Genomic DNA, 20973 nt, shown 5'->3' with positions numbered 1-20973 from the left:
CGGCTGTCTCGTGCGGCGGATTATTTCACGTGCACCGTGATTGTCTTGCTCATTTCCGGACCGTACGAACGATGCGCGCCGTCGCCGAATTGCAGCGTCAGCGTGTGGTCGCCGGGCGGCAGCGTCAGATCGGTTTCGGTCTGTCCCTTGCCGAAGTGCAGCGACTTGTCGTTCGCGGGAATGACCTCGCCCTTGGGCAGCGGCTTGCCGTCCACCAGCAGATGATGATGGCCCGTGCCTTCGGTCATCGTGCCGGCCGGCGCGATCTTCATGCCGTCGACGCCGAACACCACGTGGACTGGATTGCTGACGGTGGCGCCGTCCGCCGGCTGCACGAACGACACGCTTGCGGCCTGCGCCGCGCCGGATACTGCGAGCAATCCGGCCAATGCCGCTCCGACCAACCATTTGTTTTTGAACATCGTTTTTCTCCTTTTTGGGAAACGAGAGTCTGCGCGGGCCACGGCGACGACGACGGCGCCTCATTGCGCCTGAGGCCGATCGTCGCAGTTCATGCCCGGCGCCCCGGCGCACCGGTCCAAAAGATCAGCTGCGGATCAAAGCATACACGCTGTGTGTGACGGGGTCCGGCAAGTGGGTACGGAGTTTGTCACGGGCGCTTTGCGCGCGTCGCCGCGTCGGCCGTTTTCTGTGGGATTGACAAATTCCGGTAATATTGCGGGTCGCCGCCGTGCCCAAAAAAGGGGCAGACTGAGCGGATTTTGCATCGAACTAGAGAAGAGTGCGTCGTGAGCGAAGTAATTGAAGTGACTGAATATAAGAGCTGGGTCTGCCTGATTTGCGGCTGGATCTACAACGAGGAAGAAGGCCTGCCCGAGGAAGGCATCGCACCGGGCACGCGCTTCGCCGCGATTCCCGAAGACTGGCGCTGCCCGCTGTGCGACGTGGGCAAGGCCGAGTTCGCGGTGGTGGAGTTCTGAGGCGAATTCGGCGGATTGCCGGCGTGCTGCGCTAGTTCGTTGCACGTATCGACAGTTTCATGCGGCCCAGCAGGCGTTGACTGCTGGGCCGTTTGCTTTTTGGGGCGGTTTGTCGGGGCTATCCGCTATCTGCTCGATCGACCTCCCCCCAACGCGCCATGACTGTTCTGCCAGTCGAGGATGCCGGATCGACAAGCCGCCTAGCGGCCAACATTTGTCCGGCCGCGCCAGGCATCATCCCGAAGCCTGTGCCTATTCCGCCATCGCCCCGCTCTGCGCGGCGCAGCGCACATTGCGCGGCGCATCGCCCCCGTAAAACACTCGACTAGGTGACGACGCAGTACGGGTTTCGGCCCGGTGCGCGTCCCCATAAAAAATCAAGTCGAAAAACAAACGGGGAGTAACACATGACAACGACATGGAGACACGGCATCGCGCTCGCGATGCTTCTTGCGGCAAGTACCGCGGCGCACGCCGGGGTGGACTGCGATGGCGGACGCGGCGGATACCGTTTCCAAACATCGGATGGCTGGTTTCAAAGCGACAAGCTGGAACATTTCGCGGTCTCCGCACCTTTCGGCGCGCTCGGTGCTTACCTGACGCGCGACACCGAGCATCCGGTCATTTACGGCACACTCATCGGCACGATACCTGGCTTGATCAAGGAAGGCATCGACGGCACCTGCCGTAGCAGCGGCTTTTCTTACAAGGATCTGGCCGCGGATATAGCGGGCGCGTTGTCGGGGGCATTGCTGACTCACTGGGTTATCAGCCTGAGTCGTGATGCGCGCGGACACACTGTCGCGATCTCGTATCGGAGTCGCTTTTGAGGGGGATGGGTTCGTGCTCGCGTTGCGTCGTCGGGATCTGGAAATGTCTTGAGAGCGCGGATAAGCGATCCGTGACGTGTTGCTGGCTTTCTTCTGTCTTGCCCAAATCTGACGACGCGCTGCGTCGTCAGATTTGCTGGTGCGTTAGTTTCGGACACATCGTGCGGGCGCTGCGGGATGTCGTCTGCATCGACTGGCTGGCGACGCGCAGAACGGACTCGGCAGGGCCTCGTGGTACTTTTATGGTAAGTGGGCCGACGTCGATACGGTGCCGTCAACGGCCGCTTGGCCGCTGTCGATTTCGACCTGTCTCATCGGCTTCCGGGCCTTTGCGGCATCTCTGGTTTTAATCGCTTTTTGTTATACTCTGCGCTCGCTCGCATACCGGGCACGGCAGAGACTGCTGTAAACTCGGTTCATGGGCTCGCGGCGCTTCATTTAGGAAGAAGCAGAAAGGCCGGAAACGCCCACGGGTCAGACTGAAGTTGATAGTAGCGAATGCTCAGTCGTCCCATCGCAGATATCCATCTCCCTGTAGTTCAATGGATAGAACAAGTGCCTCCTAAGCGCTAGATACAGGTTCGATTCCTGTCAGGGGGACCAGGAACTCGGCGGCAGCTCGGCCGAAATCCTTTCCCAGCAAGGCCTTCAAGGTCCAATTGGTGCCCGTGGTGTACCCAAAACTGTACCAACGGGTGTACCGGCGATGCTCACCGGCGAAGAGCAGCCACTTGCAGCATCGCCGGCGCAGAGCCGCGTCGAACCCGTGAATTGCCTGCCATGCAGAACGCAGTTTCATATCCCAATCGACGAAAGTGCGCACTAGCAGCGCGCACCACGCACATCATCGACCAAAGGCACAGCAGCTAGCGTCAGCAGAACAATAGCGAGCGGCACGCTCGCTATAAATCCGAGATATTTGAACCCGATGGCCCCCGCCAGACCGCCGGCAATAAACGAAAGAAGCAGCGAACCGAGCAGCGCGAGCTTCTGCTTATCCGCCCTGACGGCCCCTTCCCCCGTAATCGACGGTGAATTCCAATAGAGCATCTTGCCCAGTTCGATACCGACATCCGTCACCAGGCCGGTGACGTGGGTCGTACGAATCTCCGATCGCGAAATCTTCGTGATCATCGCATTCTGCAGACCCATGACAAAGCACAGGACGCAAACGGTGGCAGGCACGAAAAGAACCCGATGGTGTTCAAGGTTCGAGCCGAGCAACCCGAAGCACAGCAGCAGAATGGCTTCAATCGCGAGCGGTGTCGCGTAGATGCTGTGCAGATTTCGCCGACGCCCCCAATTGATCAGGATTGCAGACGCAGCCGCGCCGACAAGGAACGAAAAAAGCGAACTGAGCCCCGAAACGAAGAGGCCTGCCTCGCCAAGCACGGCATTATCAGCCAGCGACGAGACGATCCCGGACATGTGCGAAGTGTACTGACCAACGGCCAGAAACCCGCCCGCATTAGCCGCCCCGGCGACAAACGCCAGTGAACGCCCCAAACGACGGTTCGTCACATCGGTACGTTCCGGTGCCGTAAAGCCACGAAGATAATTGATGGGCATTCTGAGCGCTCAATTGTGCCGCTTGTGCGTACCGTCCGTCGGACGGCCTGGCGCTGAAGATCGTAGCATGCGCGAGAATGACATCCGGCATGGCGCTCTGCTGCCGGCCCGGCCCCCGCCTCTACAAAGAAGCAATGGCTCGTGAAATGTCCGTACGCACGACGCGCCGCGCCATCCCCTTCAAACGCGCGGCGCTTCCTCGCGAACGGCCCCAACTCCCACGTCACGACCAGCTGAAATAGCCGAATTCCCCGACAGCATGCAGTCGATGAACGTCTGCGCCCGCTTCTCGGCGTACCTGAAAGCATCTTGCTCAGACATAAATTCCAGTTGCTCTGGAAAACTTGCAACCTTCTGTGCGGGCTGACTGGACGAACTGATAGTCCAGGACACCCTGTACCGGCGTCCGACATTGTGCAAACACAAAGTCTTCCCGGTGGTGACCTGAACATCGATCCCGAACCCGCGATACGGTGCATAGGATTGGGAAGCCATCATCACTCTCCTGACGCGACGGTCCGCGTATGCAGTGAACATCGCGCAACCACCATGCCCCAAGACGAAACGCCAGGGAAAACACCATTCCCGCTCAGAGACGTCCCGCGAAAAAACTGAGCAAAAAAAAGCCGCAGCAATGCTGCGGCTCAAAACACACACACCGCGCTCGGGGCGCTGATGCGAATCGTTATCTTACAGACACCTGTCGTCAAATATAACCAGGGATTTCGTATGATGGTTGCGGTCGGCCGGCCATACGGTCGCATCATTTCGTTGCGCGCGGCGCGGGCACATCGGTGATAGAGGCAATGATCCGCTACTGCTCGATATACATGCGCCATTCCGGAAACTGCTCGAAAAAGCTTTGGCTCACGTAGATCTGATACAAGACCGGCAAGCTACTGTCGGTCGCGGACCCAGGCTCGCTCAGTACAGTCAGTCCGGGATCGACCCCGGAGACGCTGGCCCACGCAGTGAGATCGTCCGGCAGGTCGGCGGCTTCCTCGCGCGGCACACGCAATTTGATCGGTTTCATTGCAACTCCGACAAATGGTGAAGGGTGTCTAAGGAAATATCATACAAAAAAGCGGTGTACTGGTGCCAGCAATCTCACGCGAGGACACTGTGCGTCGATCGCGGGACGGCAATGAGCCACAGAAAATCGACAACCTGGCCCGCGCCACCCGCACATTCAATACGATATGTCGCGCCCTTTCGAGCCGAGCCCTCGAAGCCTGGTCACCGCGGCGCGCAACGGCGCCGTGATTCGCCAGGATGTCGACGACTCGAGCGCCCTGATCGTCGAAGTCCTCGATGCAATCTCCTCCTGCATCGCGACAAGCTTTTCCTGCATGGCTGCAACCGTCTCCTGCATTGTCACAACCTGCTCCTGGGTCGCCACAACCTTCTGCCGCGCTTCCTCAAGGGCTGCCTCGGCCTCAGCGAGACGCGCCGCTGTCTCGACCGCGCGTGCCGCCATCTCGGCATCCACCGGGGCGCGGTAGAACTCCTCGGTCGTGAGTTCCACGCGAGGCGTTTCCTTGCGAAGCACTATGATCATCTCTCCGCCGGTTTCGCCGAGTGCCGGCACAAAATCGACGAGATTGAATTCGAGGAAACCCATCGTCAGGATCGGCTTCAGGACTTTGGACACGATCGTGCCGCTCTCGAAAACGTGGCTATGAATACCGACATGCGGCGGCGCCTGCAGCTTGTGCCGGATACGATTCATATCGAGCTTATCGGCCACATCCATTGGTTTGTTGACGAATGCTTCGTCGTAATAGATCTCGCATTCGATTTGATGTTCGCGCGGAATGTCCTCGACACCGGCGACATACTCGGCCACGAAATGACTTAGCGCCGTGTCCGGTCTGTATTTGTCGAAACTGAACTTCTTGTCGGGCAGTGCTAAAAACAGCACTCCGCCGGGCCGCATCATGTCACATAGATCGGCTAGCCATTGAATCATGTTGGGCGCGTGCTCCATCACGTGATTCGCGATAACGTAGTCAAACTTATCGCTGATGTACTCGCCGTACCGATTCGAATGAACCACGTAGTCGATTTCGGGTATGTCGACGATCATGTCCGGGTGCGTGCACTCCCGGACCAGTTGCTCCCTGTCTTTCCAGTCCAGATATCGCACGTCCGCTTCCGACTTGAAGACGGTCGGCTGATCATACGGTCCTATCTCGAGACCGATTCCCGATAGATCGATATGTTTCAGGAGATGCCCGCGGCGCAGCGTCGTAACCAGATTCATGAACTACCTCTCGGCGTTAGAACAGGCAACAGTGCAACTTAGCACGTCTTACACGGCCGCCGATGCAATCAACTCGCTGCTGACTTTATTTTCGCCACGGCGGCAACCCACGCCATCGTGATGTTCGTCGCCACGCAAACCGCAATCGCATCGCCCATTTTTCGACCTCAAATAGGGGCCAATGCAAGCGCCATTGATATGACAAATGTAGTGATCGCTATGGCGGAATTCGGGTGAGTGAAGCGACCGAAAAATGCGCTCGTCGGCTCATGCTCACCGTAAAGCATCGACTAAAGGACAACGCAGTGCCGCATCGAGCGCCCGCACAACATAGACTGCTGAGCCTTGAAAACCTTCGCAATAGTGAGCGCTGCGGCTAACGGCGTAAGTGGGTAACCCAACGTCTGCAATGAAAAGTCGAGCCGGTCTCGCTACCGCGCGCAAATCTTTGCTACCTCGCTGAGGGATGGGCGAAAAGCTGCGTGCCCCAAGTAGAGTCACCCATAGTTGCCATCAGCGTCTCGCGATCAGTGCAAATCACGCACAGACTTTGTCTCGCCCGTAGCGTTGTTGCGATGCCGCTCCCACCCTAGACTCGGTTCCTTTCCAACCACGACCAAAAAGAACCGTTATGTCCAGCCGCACACTTCGAAGCATTCTCGGTGCCTGCCCGCCCGCTTCGCTGCCTGCTCGTACCACCGCATTGCTTTTGATCGACTTTCAGAACGAATACTTCACGGGCTCGCTACCCATTCAGGATGGCCCGGCAGCATTGCGAAACGCGCAATACCTCGTCGAATGCGCTGAGCGCTATGGCTGGCACGTGGTCCACGTACAGCACGTTGCACCGGCCGACTCCCCACTATTTGCCGCCGGCAGCCGGCAGGTCGAATTTCACGCCGAGATGCAACCGAAGCCCGCTCATCGCGTGGTCGAGAAAAGCTCGGTGAGCGTGTTTGCCGCCACCGACCTCGCGCAATCGCTGAAAGACGATGGCATCGCGCATCTCGTCATTTGTGGACTCATGACGCACGCCTGCGTCGCGGGCGCTGCACGAGACGCGGCGCCGGCGGGCTTTGAAGTTGTGGTCGCCGCCGACGCATGCGCGACCCGCGACATCGTCGTCGACAGCGAGCGGCGCGTCGGGCACGACACGTTGCATCTGTCGGCTCTGGCTGAAATCGCGGATACCTTCGGCTCGGTGATGAACACGAGCGAAGTATTATCACTGGCTGCTCGATAGCCGCCAGAGCGCCCATCAAGTTTTTGCGCTTATCAGGCTTCCTAATGAAGATACACGCTGATAATCCGCGCCTGCGCAGCAACGCGCGGCGCGGTACGAAGCGGCGATCGCGTCGTGGTAGCATCGGGCGCCTTGGCAACGCGTCGAAGCGGACACGCGGACACGATCGAAAAGAATGCGTCTCGTCGCGCGTCGCCAGCCGAAATCGAAGCTCCGTTTGTCGACGTGGTAAGCACGTCGAAAATCATTCACTTACCGTCGCGCTAAGCATTGGCCCGATTCATCTGCGTGGTGATGCGGCATAGCGCCAATCTCGCCCATGGACCAGTTGCTTGCAATGCGCGCCTTCCGCTTCATCGTCGAAGCGCAAGGTTTTTCGGCTGCGGCCGAGCGGCTCGACACCACGCATTCGAGCGTGTCGCGTCAGTTGAAACAGCTCGAGGTTTCGCTCGGCGTTCAGTTGCTCAACCGCAATACGCGGCGCTTTACGCTGACCGCCGCGGGCGAGCGCTACTACAAGGCCAGCGTCGATATTCTCGATCGCGTGGCAGCAGCGGCACAGGCCATGGCGAACGAACATCAACAGGCCGCCGGCTTGCTGCGCGTCACCGCGCCGCTTGCCATCGGCACGCTGGAACTGGCCGACTGGCTTCCGGCGTTCCAGAAGCGTTACCCCGACATCCAACTGGAGTTGTCGTGCAGCGATCAGTTCGTCGACCTCGTTGCTCAGGGCTTCGACGTAGCGCTACGCATCAGCGGCCCTCTGGCTGACACGACGCTGGTCGCGAAAACCCTGACTGTCGCCGACGTCGTGCTGGTCGCAGCGCCAGCCTATCTGGCGCGACATGGGCTTCCGCAGACGGCCGGGCAACTGGCCGGGCATGAGTTACTGTCTTTTACCGGCGCGCTCGAAGCGGCCGAATGGGTGCTGACGTCCGAGCAAGCTTCGCCGATCCACGTCGTGCCGCGCAGCCGGCTGAGAACGGACGCTATCACCGCGCTTTACTCCGCGGCGCTGGCGGGCGCGGGGATTGCCGCTTTCACGGTGCAGACAGTTCAGACAGACTTCAGAAGCGGCCGTCTGGTTCAGGTCTTGCCGGGCTGCACGCTCGGCAGCCGCCACTACTACGCGCTGTACCCGCAAACGCGGTATGTGGCGCCGAAGGTGCGGGCGTTTGTCGATCACATGGCCGAGCACTATCGCGGCCGATGATGACACCATCGACGCGCCACCAGGCGAACGCCAACAGAAGACAGAAAGGCAAAGACATCCACGCAGAAGAACGCGCGGCGAGTCCAGGCTAAACGACGGCCGGCCGACAAAACTCGCCGCCCGGCCGCATGAATCGATTACGACGGACGCTTAGGAATATCCAGTCCCTTCGCCACGGCCGGACGCGCGACGAACGCGGCCAATACGCGCGTCACGTTCGGGAAGTCCTGAATGCCGACGAGATCGCCTGCCTCATAGAAGCCGATCAGATTGCGCACCCAGGGAAACGTGGCGATATCGGCGATCGAGTAAGCGTCGCCCAGAATCCAGTCACGTCCTTCGAGTTGCCGATCCAACACGCCGAGCAAGCGCTTCGCTTCGCCGATATAGCGATCGCGCGGACGCTTGTCTTCGTACTCCTTGCCGGCGAACTTGTGGAAGAAGCCGACCTGGCCGAACATCGGTCCGATGCCGCCCATCTGGAACATGACCCATTGGATCGCTTCATAGCGGCCGGCGGCATCCTGCGGAATCAACTGGCCGCTCTTGTCCGCGAGATAAAGCAGGATCGCGCCGGATTCGAACAGCGGCAACGGCTTGCCGTCGGGCCCGTTCGGATCGATGATCGCCGGAATCTTGTTGTTCGGATTGAGCGACATGAACTCCGGCGACATCTGATCGTTGGTATCGAAGCGCACGAGATGCGGCTCGTACGGCAGGCCCGTTTCTTCGAGCATGATCGACACCTTCACGCCGTTGGGCGTGGGCAGCGAGTAGAGCTGAATCCGGTCCGGATGCTCGGCAGGCCATTTCTTCGTGATCGGAAAAGCGGATAGTTCGGTCATGTGGCGGTGTAACCCTTGTGCGAATGTGTCGGCTTGAAAAGGGAATCGGGCCTCGGCAGCCGGCCGGACGACCGGCGGCAAAGCTCCAACGCAAGATCGCCAAATATAAACCGACTCGGCGCAACGCGTGCGGGCGTGGCCCAACGCTCATATCGACACGCAGGGTTTTACAGCTGACCTGTACTCGGCGGCTCGCGAACGCCAAACGCGCACGCTAACGGCACTCACCACAAATCTTTGGTCGCCGTACCGGCGCGCAAGTTATAACCTTCGCGCCACAAGGAGGCGCCGACGCTCAGCAACAGCGTCTTCTGCTCGCCGTCTAGCAGGTCCCAAGCCGCCGCCAGCCAACTGGCGAAGCTCGCGCAGGTCTGCTCCAGGTCGACGGGCGTTTTGCCCTCGAGGTATTGCCGTTCGAACATCGAAAGAATCTTTTCGGGTGTCATGGGCGCGTCTCCGTATTGGATGCGCCAAGTCTAAAGGCGGCGCACCGCATGCGGAATGCTCCCGACGCCGACCCCGGGTTACTCCCAGGCAAAATCCGCCATCGGTCGAAAAAATGCGCTATACGACGCAAAAGCGTCGGCAAAAAGAAAAGGCGCCGTAGCGCCTTTTCCGCCCCCCGTCGCAAGCCTGATTACGGCGCGTTGCGCTTGGCGTTGTCCTTGGCGTCTTCCTTAGCGTCGCCATAGGCCTTCTGCGCCTTGCCCGCGCCTTGTTGCAGGTCGCCCTTGATTTCCTTGCCCGGGTTGTCCGTGGCCTTGCCGACCGCTTCGTTGACCTTGCCCTTGACTTGCTCGGCCACGCCCTTCACCTGGTCCTTATTCATTTTCGGCTCCACTATTTGGAATGCCGGCGCGACATTACGCCAGTACCCATACCCAGCAACGGGTGTGCCCGTGCCTGCGCATGGCCTGGTTTTCGCCAGCGCGCGCCGCGAAAAAATATTTTCAACGAGGCCTAAAGTCCCGCCGCAGCCTGCCGTAATGGTGCCAAGGAGAAGCCATGGACCGCACACCCATCACGCTTTCGGGATCATCCCAAGCCGCACTGATCGATCGCGACATTGCGCACATTGCGCGTGTGATGCGGCCGTCTTTACACGGCGATCTGGGCGGCCCGATCCTGCCGGCCGGATATTGGCGCAAGCGTCTCTATCAGTTGCTCGACGCCGGCAGCTTGTCCCACGCGCAACTGTGCACGGTCGACAGCCTCCTGCTTCAGCTCGATCAATACGAAGCCGAACCTCAACTGGCGTGGGACGCATTGGCGCCAGCCACTGCCGCATTGTTCGCGCCGCCCTACCCGGCTAGCGCCAGCCACCCGGCCTGACACGCCGGGAGCCTGAACCCCGGCTCTTTCCGGGCCGGCGGCATTCCATACACGCGAGTTAAAAAAAGGCCGCGAACCAGGTCGCGGCCTCAACACGTCGCAACGCGGGGATTCGCGTCACGCTGCAAGCGTACACGCGCAACTGTGACAGCCACGTTTAGCCGTGGACCTGTTCTGTGCGGGCGTTTCAGACCCGGAAATTTTCTGCCCAAGCGACGCAAAAAATAGGGAAATGGGACGACCTTAGGTCATAATGTCCGCAAAAATTCCCAGCAAGGACACCCGTGACCCTCGCCGCACCGCTCGCACTGCTCAAGCAAGCGCGCGCCCGCTTCACTCAACGCGAAATCGCCGCGCATGTCGGCAAGGACATCAAGACGGTACGTCGCTGGGAAAAAGGCGAAACGCAGTGCCCGGCGATGCTGGAACCGGCCTTGCGCGATCTGCTGCAAAACCGCGCGCGGACCCGCGGCAGCGTGGGCGGCGACGCCCAGTTCCGCTTCATCGATCTGTTCGCGGGAATCGGCGGGATTCGCATGGGCTTCGAGGCGCACGGCGGCGACTGCGTCTTTACGAGCGAGTGGAACGACTTTTCGACCAAGACCTATCGCGAGAATTACCCCGCCGGCGGTGAGCATGCGCTGATTGGCGACATCGTCTCGTTTCCGGCTGAAGAGGTGCCGAGCCACGATGTTCTGCTGGGCGGTTTCCCGTGCCAGCCGTTTTCGATCGCCGGGGTGAGCAAGAAGAATGCGCTGGGCAGGCCACACGGTTTCGAATGCACGACCCAAGGCACACTCTTTTTCGACGTCGCGCGGATCATTGCCGCTAAACGCCCCGCCGCGTTCCTGTTGGAGAACGTGAAGAACCTGCTCTCGCACGACAAGGGCCGCACCTTCGACGTGATCCTGCAAACCTTGCGCGACGAACTCGGTTACGAAGTGCACTATCGCGTGGTCGACGGCCAGCATTTCACGCCGCAGCATCGGGAGCGGATCATCATCGTCGGCTTTCGCGGCAAGACTGCGTTCTCGTGGGACGACCTGCGCCTGCCGCAAGACGGCCCGCGTCTCGGCTCGATCCTGCATCGCACTGATGGCAGCGAGCCGGTGCTGCCGTGGGACCACGACCGTTTCTTCGATCACACGAGCCGGCGCGTGCAACCCAAGTACACGCTCACGCCGAATCTCTGGACTTACCTGCAGAACTACGCGGAGAAGCATCGCGCGGCGGGCAACGGCTTCGGCTTCGGCATGGCTTATCCGACTAGCGTGACGCGCACGCTGTCGGCGCGTTATCACAAGGACGGCTCCGAGATTCTCGTCTATCAAGGCGAGTCACTGCGCCCACGCCGCCTCACGCCGCGTGAATGCGCGCGGCTGATGGGCTTTCCCGATACCTTCCGGATTCCGGTGAGCGACACGCAGGCCTACCGGCAGTTCGGCAACAGCGTCGTGATGCCGGTGATGCGCGAAGTGGCGCGCATCATGCTGCCGCATGTGCAAGCCCTGCTCGCCGAGGAGACTCGCCATGGTTCGAAGCAAACGCTCTCGCTCTACGCGTAAGCGGTCGGCCGGCATGAATAGCCGGCGCATCGACCCGTTCTGCAAGCGCTAGAAGAGATGGTCGATATTGTCGATAGCGCAACCCGCAGCCGGATGATGTCCGGCATTCGCGGCCGCAACACCAAACCGGAAATTCTGATCCGCAGCCTGCTGCACCGGCAGGGCTTTCGCTTCCGGCTGGATGCGCGCGATCTGCCGGGACGCCCGGACATCGTCTTGCCGCGCTATCGCGCCGTGGTGCTGGTGCACGGCTGCTTCTGGCACGGCCACGACTGTCATCTCTTCAAATGGCCGCAAACGCGGCCGGAGTTCTGGCGCGACAAGATCGGCCGCAATCGCAGCAACGACGACAAGGTTTGCGCGGCGCTGCTCGCCGGCGGCTGGCGCGTCGCGGTGGTATGGGAATGCGCGTTGCGTGGCGCCAATCGCGATATCGAAGGTGTCTTGCAGCGGCTCGTCGAGTGGTTGAAGAGCGACGCGCCGAGCTTCGAGGAACGCGGCTGAAAGCCGCCTGTAGTCCGCCCGGCTCTCACGAATTCGAAGGCCGCTGGTGATACACTCGATTGGCTAACTCGGGGTACTTCCGCACGGCGCCCTGCCCTGCAAACCGGTTGCAAAACCGCACGCCCCGACCATCCCAGAACCACTCAAGAAGGGAGGCACATCATGGCAGATTTCCGTCTCTGGTCCGACGAATTTCCCACCAACGGCTTTATGCCGAAAGCCCACGAATATCACGACAAGGCCTTCGGCGTAGACGGCGAGAACATCTCTCCAGCGTTGCAGTGGGAGGCGCCGCCACCCGACACGCAAAGCTTCGCGCTCACCGTTCATGATCCCGACGCGCCCACCGGCAGCGGCTTCTGGCACTGGATCGTGGTGAATATTCCGGGTGACGCCCGCTCGCTGCCGCGCAACGCCGGCAAGGCGGACGGCTCGCTGCTGCCGCAAGGCGCGCTGCAGGTGCGCAACGACTACGGCACGGTCGGCTTCGGCGGCGCCGCGCCGCCGCGCGGCGACAAGGCGCATCGCTACATCTTCCGTCTGCATGCGCTGCGGGTGCCGAATCTGCCGATCAACGCGGACACCACCAACGCGGTGGCGCGCTTCATGACGCATCTGAACGAACTCGACTCGACCACTCACACCGGCCTGTACGAACTCAAATAACGCGGAAGATGCGCCGGCCGGCGCGCTCAGGCGGCACCGGCCGGCTCCTCGACGACGGCACGCGGCGCGCGCGAGCGGCGAACCGCTCCACTACAACTCGAACAATCGATGCACGCACAACCACCGCGCAAGGACAGCGCCGACGGCACCATCGCCGCCGAAGCGGCCGACACACTCGCCCCCGACGCATCGCTGCGCGACGACACCGAACAAGGCTTGCCGATTCCGCAGCGCTACTGGGCGATGCTGGTTATCGCGCTCTCCCTCACGCTCGCGGTACTCGACAGCGCGATTGCCAACGTGGCGCTGCCCACTATCGCGCGCAACCTGCACGCGAGCGCGGCCGGTTCGATCTGGGTCGTCAACGCCTATCAGCTGGCGATCACCATCTCGCTGTTGCCGCTCGCCTCGCTCGGCGACCGCATCGGCTACCGGCGCATTTATCTGGCCGGGCTGATTCTGTTCACGGTGGCGTCGTTTGGTTGCGCGTTGTCGACTTCGCTGCCGACCCTCGCGCTCGCTCGCGTGATTCAGGGCTTCGGGGCGGCAGGCATCATGAGCGTGAATACGGCGCTGGTGCGTATGATCTATCCGCCCGCGCAGCTCGGGCGCGGCGTCTCGATCAACGCGATGGTGGTCGCGGTGTCGTCGGCGGTGGGGCCGACTGTCGCGTCCGGCGTGCTCGCTGTCGCCTCGTGGCCGTGGCTGTTCGCCATCAACGTGCCGATCGGCATCGCGGCTATCGTCGGCGGCTTCAAGGCGCTGCCGATGAACCCCGGCCACGAATCGCCCTACGACTATCCGAGCGCGGTGATGAACGCGTTTGTGTTCGGCCTGCTGATCTTTGCCGTCGACGGCCTCGGCCACGGCGAGGGATTCGGCTACGTCGCGCTGGAAGCGCTCGGCGCGGTCGTGATCGGCTATTTTTTCGTGCGCCGCCAGTTGACTCAGCCCGCTCCGTTGCTGCCGATCGATTTGCTCAGGATTCCCATCTTCGCGCTCTCGATCGGCACCTCGGTGTGTTCGTTCTGTGCGCAGATGCTTGCCTTCGTGTCGCTGCCCTTTCTGTTGCAGGACACACTGGGCTTATCGCAGGTAGAGACCGGGCTGCTCATGACACCCTGGCCTGCCGTCATCATCATCGCGGCGCCGATTGCCGGCGTGCTGTCGGACAAAGTGTCGTCGGGATGGCTGGGCGGCGTCGGCCTTGCCGCGATGACGGCCGGGTTGTTGCTGCTCGCCACGCTCGGCGCGCATCCGGACGCCATGCAGATCGCGTGGCGCATGGCCCTGTGCGGCGCGGGCTTTGGTATTTTCCAGTCGCCGAACAATCGCACCATGCTGTCCGCGGCGCCGCGCGAGCGCAGCGGCGGCGCGAGCGGCATGCTGGGCACCGCGCGCCTGACCGGCCAGACGCTCGGCGCGGCGCTGGTCGCGCTGATCTTCGGCATCGCGCCACAACATGGACCGACCGTCGCGCTCTACGTGGCCGCGTGCTTTTCGGCGCTCGCCGCGGTGATCAGCACGATGCGCGTCATGCAACGGGCCAACGTGCAACCGGCGTGAGTCCGCACTAGAGACTTTTCCCGTTACACCGATACACCAATACAAAGAGGGCGTGGCTCGCGTCGTGCGGGCCACGCCCTTCTCCACTAATTTTCACATCCGCCAATCAAACGACGTGACCAGCACGCGCGGCTGCGAAGCCAGCCGCCCGACCGTTAATCCCGCAACGACGACGCGGTCACGTCAGCGAGCTTTACCGCTTTGGCCGTCACCGAAGATGCCGTCGCGACATTGCGCAGATCCGCAAGGAAGGTATCGCGCCAGACGGACAGATTGTTCTCGCGCATCGGTGCCATCATGTCGGCATGGCGCGCCTGACGCTCGGCGAGCGGCATCGACAGGGCGCGTTCCAGCGCCTCGGCCATCTGCGACAGATCGAACGGATTGACGACCAGCGCGCCCGGCAGTTGCTCGGCGGCGCCGGCGAATTGCGAGAGCACCAGCACGCCGGGATCGGCCGGATCCTGCGAGGCAACATACTCCTTCGCGACGAGATTCATGCCGTCGCGCAGCGGCGTCACATAGCCGACCTGCGATTGACGGAATAGCGCCATCAGCAGATTGCGCTCGTATTTGCGGTTCAGGTACTGGATCGGCGTCCAGTCGAGTTGCGCGAACCGGCCGTTGATGCGGCCCGCTTCGCCCTCGAGCGTCTGACGAATCCGCTGGTAGGTCGACACGTCCGCGCGCGTCGGCGGCGCGATCTGCACCAGCGACACGCGCCCGTGCCAACCCGGCGCGTTCAGCAGCAGCCGCTCGAACGCCTGGAAACGCTCCACAAGACCCTTCGAATAATCGAGCCGGTCCACGCTCATGATCAGCTTGCGTCCGCGCATGCCGTCGCGCAGGCTGCGCACCGGCTTGCGGTCGGTGAACTGCTCGGCGGCTTTGGCGATCGCATCCGGATAGATCCCGATCGGATACGCGCCCACTTTCAGGAAGCGGTTATACGCGTGCACCATGCCGTCCTCGCTCGAGGTGCCGTGCTGGCCGCGCTCGATAAAGTCGACGAACGACTGGCGATCCGCATCGGTCTGGAAACCGATCACGTCATAGCTGCACATGGCCTTGACCAGTTCTTCGTGCGGCGGAATCGTGCGCAGCACTTCCGGCACCGGAAACGGAATATGCAGGAAGAAGCCGATCGGATTCTTCACGCCGAGTTCGCGCAGGCAGCGCGCGAACGGCAGCAGGTGGTAATCGTGAACCCAGATGATGTCGTCGGGCTTGAGCAGCGCCTTAAGCTGCTTCGCCAGCGTTGCGTTGACACGCTGATAGCCGGCGTATTCCTGACGGTCGTAGCGCGACAGGTCATTGCGATAGTGGAACGTCGGCCACAGCGTCGCATTGGAAAATCCGCGGTAATACTGGTCGTAGTCGCGCTTGGTAAGGCCCACCGTCGCGTACGTCACGTTGCCTTGTTTTTCTATCACCGGAGCGCTCGGCTCGCTCACCGTCTCGCCGCTCCAGCCGAACCAGACGCCGCCGCTTTCTTTCAGCGCGTCCAGCACGCCGATAGCGAGGCCACCCGCTGCGGGACGGCCTTCCTGGGTCGGCGCGACACGATTCGATACCACGATCAGTCTGCTCATTGGTGCTCCACCTAGTTCAGTTGTTTCGTTGCATACGGATATGTGCCGAAAAGGTGCATGCAAGTCGCGTGCCGTTTTTAGAGACGCTGAAAATAAAAATGTATGTAAATGTGACGAACGAGCACAAACGCGCGGCGCTATCTCACCGCGAAGAAATTTTTTCTGCTTTGCATGACAAAACCGGATGGCCTCTTACCGGTCGTTACCTCGGCTCAGGCATCCTGTTCCGAGCCGAGGTCGCGCTGGTATTCCAGGCCTTCCTGGCGCACGCCGCCCTGGTTGTGCTCGCCGTCTGGTGGGGCATCGGGCGCAATCCGGTTCTGCCCTGCCGGATCGTGCTGCTCCGGCGGGCTGTCTTTGCTGCCGCTCGGCCGGGAATCGCGCTTCGAATGGCGCGCTGAACGTCGCAGTGCTGGATGTCTCATGATCCACGCCTCCAGGGGAAGCCCGCCGCTGGTTCGCGGCACTAATACAGTCTAGGGGTCGCCACGGTAAATTGCCGGTAAAAGATGCGCCGGCTTTGTAACAAGTACATAAATTCACTGCGCCGCACTGTGGCGCGATGCCTAGCAAGCGTCAGAATTGGATTCGTAGCGTTTGGGACGGCTGGCGCTGACCGGCTTGTGGCGTTTGCGTGGGCTGCGGCGGCGGATCGCCAATCGGCGGAGCGACCGGCTCGATGGGTTCGATCGGCTGCGGACTCGGATCGGGACTGGGACCTGGAACCGGAATGGTGTCGGGCTCACCGGGACTCGGCGGCGCAATCGGAGGCGGAGACGGCGGCTCGATCGGCTCGGGACGGTGAGCGTGGATCGGCAGAGAAAGCGCGGGAGCGGCAGCGTAGTCCGGCATGTTTTTATCCTCGTTTGCGTTTCACTGAATCGCAGCAAGGCCTGTGCCGTTACGGATGCGCCCCCGGCTGGATGGCGTCTATCTTGTGAGCGGTGTGGGCGGCGTCAAGCGTCCGCGCCGCCCAATGCGCGCGATTCGTCGGCAGCGTCGCCGTCGTCACGCGCGTCGTTGCCGTACTCGACGAGGCGGTTATACAGCGTCTTCAGGCTGATGCCGAGAATCTCGGCGGCCCGCGTCTTCACGCCGCCGCACTGCTCGAGCGTGGCCAGGATCAGCTGACGGTCCGCTTCGGCGAGCGACGTGCCGAATGGAATCGTGATCGCCGTGCCGGCCGCGGGCTTCGACAGCGTGATCTGCAACGGCACCGTTGCCGTGCTGTCCGAATCCGCACCCGACATGATGTGCGCGCGCTGCACGTAGTTCTTCAATTCGCGCACATTGCCCGGCCACGGATAGGACATCAGCATGTCCTTCACTGCCGCGGGGAAATGCTTCTTCGTGCTGTGGCGTTCATTGAGTTCGTCGAGGAACGCCTGGGCCAGCAGCTCCACGTCCTTGCCCCGCTCGCGCAACGGCGGCAGGCTGATCGGGAACACGTTCAAGCGGTGGTACAAGTCGAGCCGCAGCTTGCCTTCGAGCACGGCCTGCTCGGGATCGCGGTTGGTCGCCGCGATCAGACGCACGTCCGTTTCGATTTCCTTGGTCGTGCCGACCCGCATGAACATGCCGGTTTCCAGCACGCGCAGCAGCTTCACCTGCAACTCGATCGGCATCTCGGTGATTTCGTCGAGGAACAGCGTGCCGCCGTTCGCGCGCTCGAAATAGCCCTTGTGCTGACGATCCGCGCCGGTAAACGAGCCGCGCTCGTGGCCGAACATTTCGGATTCGATGAGGTTTGGCGAGATCGCGCCGCAGTTCACCGCGAGAAACGCGTGCTTGCGACGCAAGCTGAGCTGGTGCAGCGTCTGCGCGGCGACTTCCTTGCCGGTGCCCGACTCGCCCACCAGCATGACCGAGGCCGCCGTCGGCGCGACGCGCCCGATCTGGTCGTAGACCTCCTGCATGGCCGGCGAATTGCCGAGCATCAGGCCGAAGCGGCCCATGCGGCGCAACTCGCCGCGCAACGTCCCGATTTCCGCCTTCAGGTCGCCGGCGCGCGGCAGGCGCGAGAGAATCGCCTTGACGCGCTGCATGTTGATCGGCTTCACCAGATAGTCGGTGGCGCCCATCTTCAGCGCATTGACGGCCGACTCCACCGTGGCATGGCCGGTAATCACGATCACTTCCACGCCGGAGCGCGGATCGAGATCTTCGAATAGGTCGACCCCGCTGCCGTCCGGCAGTTTCAGGTCCGTAAAAACGACGTCCGGCATCTGCCGGACCAGTTGAATGCGCGCTTCGCGCAAATCGCCCGCGGTGGCGGTGGTCAGGCCGTCTTCCCCGATGATGGCGGAAAGTGCCTCGCGGGTACCGGCATCGTCATCGACAATCAGTACATGTGGCATCGCGTCTCGAAAGCCTGCAAGCGTAGGTATGGGAAAACATGCAAACGCGCATGTTGAAATGCGTGCCGTCGACCTGCGCTTCGCCGTTGCCGCGGGCTCTAATGTGAGCACCCACCAACTCTAACCCAACGCGCCAAGCCAACGACTTGATTCAATCTTGCAACAATATGAGGGCAAACCCACCCGCCCCCACCGCTATTGTTGTTTATTTACCTATTATAAGGCTTTATTGAGACAAATTAGCAAGGCATGCCGGGCGCCGCCCGTCACTGCGGCGAGCCGGCGATGCAGTGCAGACAAACTGCTCAACTACGCGGGAAGGGCCATGCGCCGCCGTTGTCATTCGGGTAAGCGGAGCCGTTGGCGCCATGCGCGCTTGGGCCCGTCTCACCCCCCGTGCTCGCCTGATTGGCCGTCGGCGCCGCGACCGCGCCGCCCTCGTTTTCCCAACGGCCCAACTCGCGCGCCACGGGAATTTGCGCGGCGCGGTTGCGCTGCTGCACGTAGCGCACTGCCAGAAAGCCGCCGAGCGCCATCAGCGCGCCGAAGATGCCGATTTTGGGTCGTGCCATCGTGAACTCCTTGTCGTCATGAAGCGGATTAAGTCCGGGACGCGCCTCAACGCGCGGTCAGCACGCCGAGTACAAAGCCGACACCCGCGGCGATGCCGATCGAACGCCACGGGTTCTGCCGCACGTAGCGTTCGGTATTGACGGTGGCGGCCCGATAACGCCGCTGCGCGTTTTCCTGCGCATCGCCAAGCGCCGATTGCAGGGTTTCGACATGCGTGCCGAGTTTGTCGCGCAGCACGCCGACGCCCTCGCCCGGCACATTGGCAGCAAGGCGCAGCATTTCTTCCGAGTCCTTCAGCAGCACCCGCAGATCCTCGACAATCTTCTGGCCGCCGAGTGCAAGCTGTTGCGTGGTGTCAGTCATCATTCACTCCTGGTCTGAGTTCGGCGTTGCGTGTGCGTTCCGGCGAGTGCGCATAACGCTGCAAATTGGCGAACGGCGATCGCCGCCCGAGCGCAACATACGCTATGCAATCGCGAGAAAAAGTACACGCGTGTCGGATGGATTTTGCAAACGCCGTGCCCGGTAAATTTGCCTTCCCCGCCGCAAGCAAACACCAAGCCAGGCACTTTCGACCGAACGTGCGCTAACGTGTTTTTTCAACCCTCAGATCGTTTGCCGAAAACGGTGCCAAAGTGGTTAAATCATTGTTTGAGAGATAGCGAGCTCGCTGGTTAATCTCGTTCCAGGCCTGCGCGCCGTAACAACAAACTCATTTGCACAGGACCCCCGTTTATGGCGTCAATCGACCTCGCCTCGCCCACCGTGTCCGGCGGAGGTAATGCTTCGGCAATGGCGAAGCAGCGCGTCGCGGACGGCATCGTGGGACTCAAATCGTACGGCTTGCTGTATGGCTCGTCGCCGGTGATGCTGGATTTGTATCAGCAGATCGAACGCGTCGCGGGTACTGACGCGACCGCGCTGATCATCGGCGAATCCGGCACGGGCAAAGAGCTGATTGCCCGCACGATTCACGATCAAAGCAACCGCAAGGAAGCGCCATTCGTCGCCGTGAATTGCGGCGCGATTCCCGACGAGCTCATCGAAGCCGAACTGTTCGGCCACGAGAAAGGCAGCTTCACGGGCGCGGTCCAAGGCCGCGTCGGCTACTTCGAACACGCGAACGGCGGCACGCTGTTCCTCGACGAAATTACCGAGATGGCGCCGGTGCGCCAGGTCAAACTGCTGCGTGCGCTGGAAACCGGCACGTTCTACCGGGTCGGCGGCAATGACCTGATCAGCGGCAACGTGCGCGTGATCGCCGCCACCAATCGTGACCCCGCAATCGCAGTGAAGGAAAACGGCCTGCGTGAGGACCTCATGTACCGGCTCGCGGTTTTTCCGCTGCGCGCGCCGCCGCTGCGCGAGCGCGAGAACGACCGCGAACTGCTCGCGCAACACTTCCTTGCGCTGCTGAATCAGCAGGAAGGCACGAGCAAAAGCTTCAGCAAGCGTTCGATCGAAACGCTGCGCACCTGGTCATGGCCGGGCAACGTGCGCGAGTTGAAGAACGCGGTCTATCGCGCGTTCATTCTCGCGGAGAAGATCGTGGAGCTGCCGCATCCGCATCTCGCGTCGCGCGTGAAAAAACCGATGACACAGGGCGACGCGATGAGCGTATGGATCGGCACGCCGCTCGCCGACGCGCAAAAGCAGATCATTCTCGGCACGCTCAAATATTGCGGCGGCGACAAACGGCGCGCGGCCAAAGCGCTCGGCGTGAGTCTCAAGACCTTGTACAACCGCTTGAGCGCTTACGGCGACGAAAGCGCCGAAGACGAACCCGAGCAATAAACTCATGCCGTGGCGCTTGTGGAGTGGCACGGCGTGCGTGCTTGCCTCGCGTGCCTGAATGATCGGGCGCATGCGGGCTTCAGCGGCTAACCGGCCGCTGCTGCAAAAAGCCGTCTTCCA

24 protein-coding genes and 1 tRNA gene are annotated in these 20973 nt (G+C 61.6%); 11 read left to right on the top strand and 14 right to left on the bottom strand.

The annotated features are described in order from the left end of the window. Nucleotides 1–20: 20 nt before the first annotated feature. Complete coding sequence (locus ACFSNN_RS16845; RefSeq protein ID WP_134456770.1) at nt 21–422, bottom strand: DUF4399 domain-containing protein; 402 nt, start codon at nt 420–422, stop codon at nt 21–23. A 327-nt stretch (nt 423–749) separates the two neighbouring features. On the opposite strand from ACFSNN_RS16845, the gene ACFSNN_RS16840 reads away from it, so the two are divergent. The 3 genes from ACFSNN_RS16840 (at nt 750) to ACFSNN_RS16830 (ending at nt 2374) form a co-directional block, all read left to right on the top strand. Further along, nucleotides 750–941 carry a rubredoxin gene (locus ACFSNN_RS16840; RefSeq protein ID WP_007175738.1) on the top strand — a complete coding sequence of 64 codons (192 nt, stop codon included), beginning with the start codon at nt 750–752 and terminating at the stop codon, nt 939–941. Nucleotides 942–1348: 407 nt separating this feature from the next. Continuing rightward, on the top strand, nt 1349–1771 hold the full coding sequence (locus ACFSNN_RS16835) for a YfiM family lipoprotein (RefSeq protein WP_134456771.1): 423 nt from the start codon (nt 1349–1351) through the stop codon (nt 1769–1771). A gap of 528 nt (nt 1772–2299) precedes the next feature. Continuing rightward, nucleotides 2300–2374 (top strand) — tRNA-Arg (locus tag ACFSNN_RS16830). Between the two features lie 219 nt (nt 2375–2593). On the opposite strand, the gene ACFSNN_RS16825 is transcribed toward ACFSNN_RS16830, so the two are convergent. The 4 genes from ACFSNN_RS16825 to ACFSNN_RS16810 form a co-directional block, all read right to left on the bottom strand. After that, nucleotides 2594–3340 carry a YoaK family protein gene (locus ACFSNN_RS16825; RefSeq protein ID WP_134456772.1) on the bottom strand — a complete coding sequence of 249 codons (747 nt, stop codon included), beginning with the start codon at nt 3338–3340 and terminating at the stop codon, nt 2594–2596. A 180-nt stretch (nt 3341–3520) separates the two neighbouring features. Further along, nucleotides 3521–3838 carry a hypothetical protein gene (locus tag ACFSNN_RS16820; RefSeq protein WP_208949478.1) on the bottom strand — a complete coding sequence of 106 codons (318 nt, stop codon included), beginning with the start codon at nt 3836–3838 and terminating at the stop codon, nt 3521–3523. 316 nt (nt 3839–4154) lie between these two features. Continuing rightward, entirely contained in the window at nt 4155–4373 is a 219-nt protein-coding gene (locus ACFSNN_RS16815) for a hypothetical protein (protein ID WP_012432189.1), read from the bottom strand. Nucleotides 4374–4529: 156 nt separating this feature from the next. Next, a complete protein-coding gene (locus ACFSNN_RS16810) occupies nt 4530–5603 on the bottom strand; it encodes a class I SAM-dependent methyltransferase (RefSeq protein ID WP_134456773.1) in 1074 nt (357 codons plus the stop codon). A 631-nt stretch (nt 5604–6234) separates the two neighbouring features. On the opposite strand from ACFSNN_RS16810, the gene ACFSNN_RS16805 reads away from it, so the two are divergent. Then, a complete protein-coding gene (locus ACFSNN_RS16805) occupies nt 6235–6846 on the top strand; it encodes an isochorismatase family protein (RefSeq protein ID WP_134456774.1) in 612 nt (203 codons plus the stop codon). Between the two features lie 319 nt (nt 6847–7165). After that, on the top strand, nt 7166–8059 hold the full coding sequence (locus ACFSNN_RS16800) for a LysR family transcriptional regulator (RefSeq protein WP_134456775.1): 894 nt from the start codon (nt 7166–7168) through the stop codon (nt 8057–8059). 137 nt (nt 8060–8196) lie between these two features. Here ACFSNN_RS16800 and ACFSNN_RS16795 read toward each other — a convergent pair whose 3' ends face one another. From ACFSNN_RS16795 to ACFSNN_RS16785, 3 genes are all read right to left on the bottom strand, one after another. Beyond that, nucleotides 8197–8904: a glutathione S-transferase N-terminal domain-containing protein gene (locus ACFSNN_RS16795; protein ID WP_134456776.1), complete on the bottom strand. Its 708-nt coding sequence runs from the start codon at nt 8902–8904 to the stop codon at nt 8197–8199. Nucleotides 8905–9128: 224 nt separating this feature from the next. After that, on the bottom strand, nt 9129–9350 hold the full coding sequence (locus tag ACFSNN_RS16790; protein ID WP_041758309.1) for a hypothetical protein: 222 nt from the start codon (nt 9348–9350) through the stop codon (nt 9129–9131). Between the two features lie 191 nt (nt 9351–9541). After that, entirely contained in the window at nt 9542–9733 is a 192-nt protein-coding gene (locus ACFSNN_RS16785; RefSeq protein ID WP_134456777.1) for a CsbD family protein, read from the bottom strand. Between the two features lie 176 nt (nt 9734–9909). Here ACFSNN_RS16785 and ACFSNN_RS16780 point away from each other — a divergent pair, with 176 nt between their 5' ends. From ACFSNN_RS16780 to ACFSNN_RS16760, 5 genes are all read left to right on the top strand, one after another. Then, nucleotides 9910–10236, top strand: coding sequence for a hypothetical protein (locus tag ACFSNN_RS16780; protein ID WP_134456778.1), 327 nt, complete (start codon nt 9910–9912; stop codon nt 10234–10236). Between the two features lie 284 nt (nt 10237–10520). Continuing rightward, nucleotides 10521–11801: a DNA (cytosine-5-)-methyltransferase gene (dcm, locus tag ACFSNN_RS16775; RefSeq protein WP_134456779.1), complete on the top strand. Its 1281-nt coding sequence runs from the start codon at nt 10521–10523 to the stop codon at nt 11799–11801. A gap of 57 nt (nt 11802–11858) precedes the next feature. Further along, the gene (locus tag ACFSNN_RS16770; RefSeq protein ID WP_134456780.1) at nt 11859–12305 is read left to right on the top strand and encodes a very short patch repair endonuclease; all 447 of its coding nucleotides are present in this window, start codon (nt 11859–11861) and stop codon (nt 12303–12305) included. A 162-nt stretch (nt 12306–12467) separates the two neighbouring features. Continuing rightward, nucleotides 12468–12971, top strand: coding sequence for a YbhB/YbcL family Raf kinase inhibitor-like protein (locus tag ACFSNN_RS16765; RefSeq protein WP_134456781.1), 504 nt, complete (start codon nt 12468–12470; stop codon nt 12969–12971). A gap of 108 nt (nt 12972–13079) precedes the next feature. Then, nucleotides 13080–14537, top strand: a complete 1458-nt coding sequence (locus ACFSNN_RS16760) for an MFS transporter (protein ID WP_134456782.1) — start codon at nt 13080–13082, stop codon at nt 14535–14537. Nucleotides 14538–14692: 155 nt separating this feature from the next. Here the strand turns inward: ACFSNN_RS16760 and otsA are convergent, their stop codons facing one another. The 6 genes from otsA to ACFSNN_RS16730 all read right to left on the bottom strand — a co-directional run bounded on the left by otsA (nt 14693) and on the right by ACFSNN_RS16730 (nt 19422). After that, nucleotides 14693–16129, bottom strand: coding sequence for an alpha,alpha-trehalose-phosphate synthase (UDP-forming) (gene otsA / locus ACFSNN_RS16755; protein ID WP_012432179.1), 1437 nt, complete (start codon nt 16127–16129; stop codon nt 14693–14695). Nucleotides 16130–16341: 212 nt separating this feature from the next. After that, nucleotides 16342–16554 carry a hypothetical protein gene (locus ACFSNN_RS16750; protein ID WP_134456783.1) on the bottom strand — a complete coding sequence of 71 codons (213 nt, stop codon included), beginning with the start codon at nt 16552–16554 and terminating at the stop codon, nt 16342–16344. Between the two features lie 151 nt (nt 16555–16705). Next, nucleotides 16706–16981, bottom strand: coding sequence for a hypothetical protein (locus tag ACFSNN_RS16745; RefSeq protein ID WP_134456784.1), 276 nt, complete (start codon nt 16979–16981; stop codon nt 16706–16708). A 104-nt stretch (nt 16982–17085) separates the two neighbouring features. Next, nucleotides 17086–18486 carry a sigma-54-dependent transcriptional regulator gene (locus ACFSNN_RS16740; protein WP_134456785.1) on the bottom strand — a complete coding sequence of 467 codons (1401 nt, stop codon included), beginning with the start codon at nt 18484–18486 and terminating at the stop codon, nt 17086–17088. Nucleotides 18487–18791: 305 nt separating this feature from the next. Then, the gene (locus ACFSNN_RS16735; protein ID WP_134456786.1) at nt 18792–19058 is read right to left on the bottom strand and encodes a hypothetical protein; all 267 of its coding nucleotides are present in this window, start codon (nt 19056–19058) and stop codon (nt 18792–18794) included. Nucleotides 19059–19104: 46 nt separating this feature from the next. Next, entirely contained in the window at nt 19105–19422 is a 318-nt protein-coding gene (locus ACFSNN_RS16730) for an ElaB/YgaM/YqjD family protein (protein WP_106306284.1), read from the bottom strand. A 372-nt stretch (nt 19423–19794) separates the two neighbouring features. On the opposite strand from ACFSNN_RS16730, the gene ACFSNN_RS16725 reads away from it, so the two are divergent. Next, nucleotides 19795–20853 (top strand): sigma-54 interaction domain-containing protein, encoded by a 1059-nt coding sequence (locus ACFSNN_RS16725; RefSeq protein WP_134456787.1) that lies wholly within the window; start codon nt 19795–19797, stop codon nt 20851–20853. Nucleotides 20854–20973: the final 120 nt, after the last annotated feature.

This window comes from Paraburkholderia dipogonis (assembly GCF_042680985.1).
Lineage (GTDB): Bacteria > Pseudomonadota > Gammaproteobacteria > Burkholderiales > Burkholderiaceae > Paraburkholderia > Paraburkholderia phytofirmans.
Note: the sequence above shows the minus strand (reverse complement) of the source record. Positions and strands in the feature narration are given on the sequence as shown.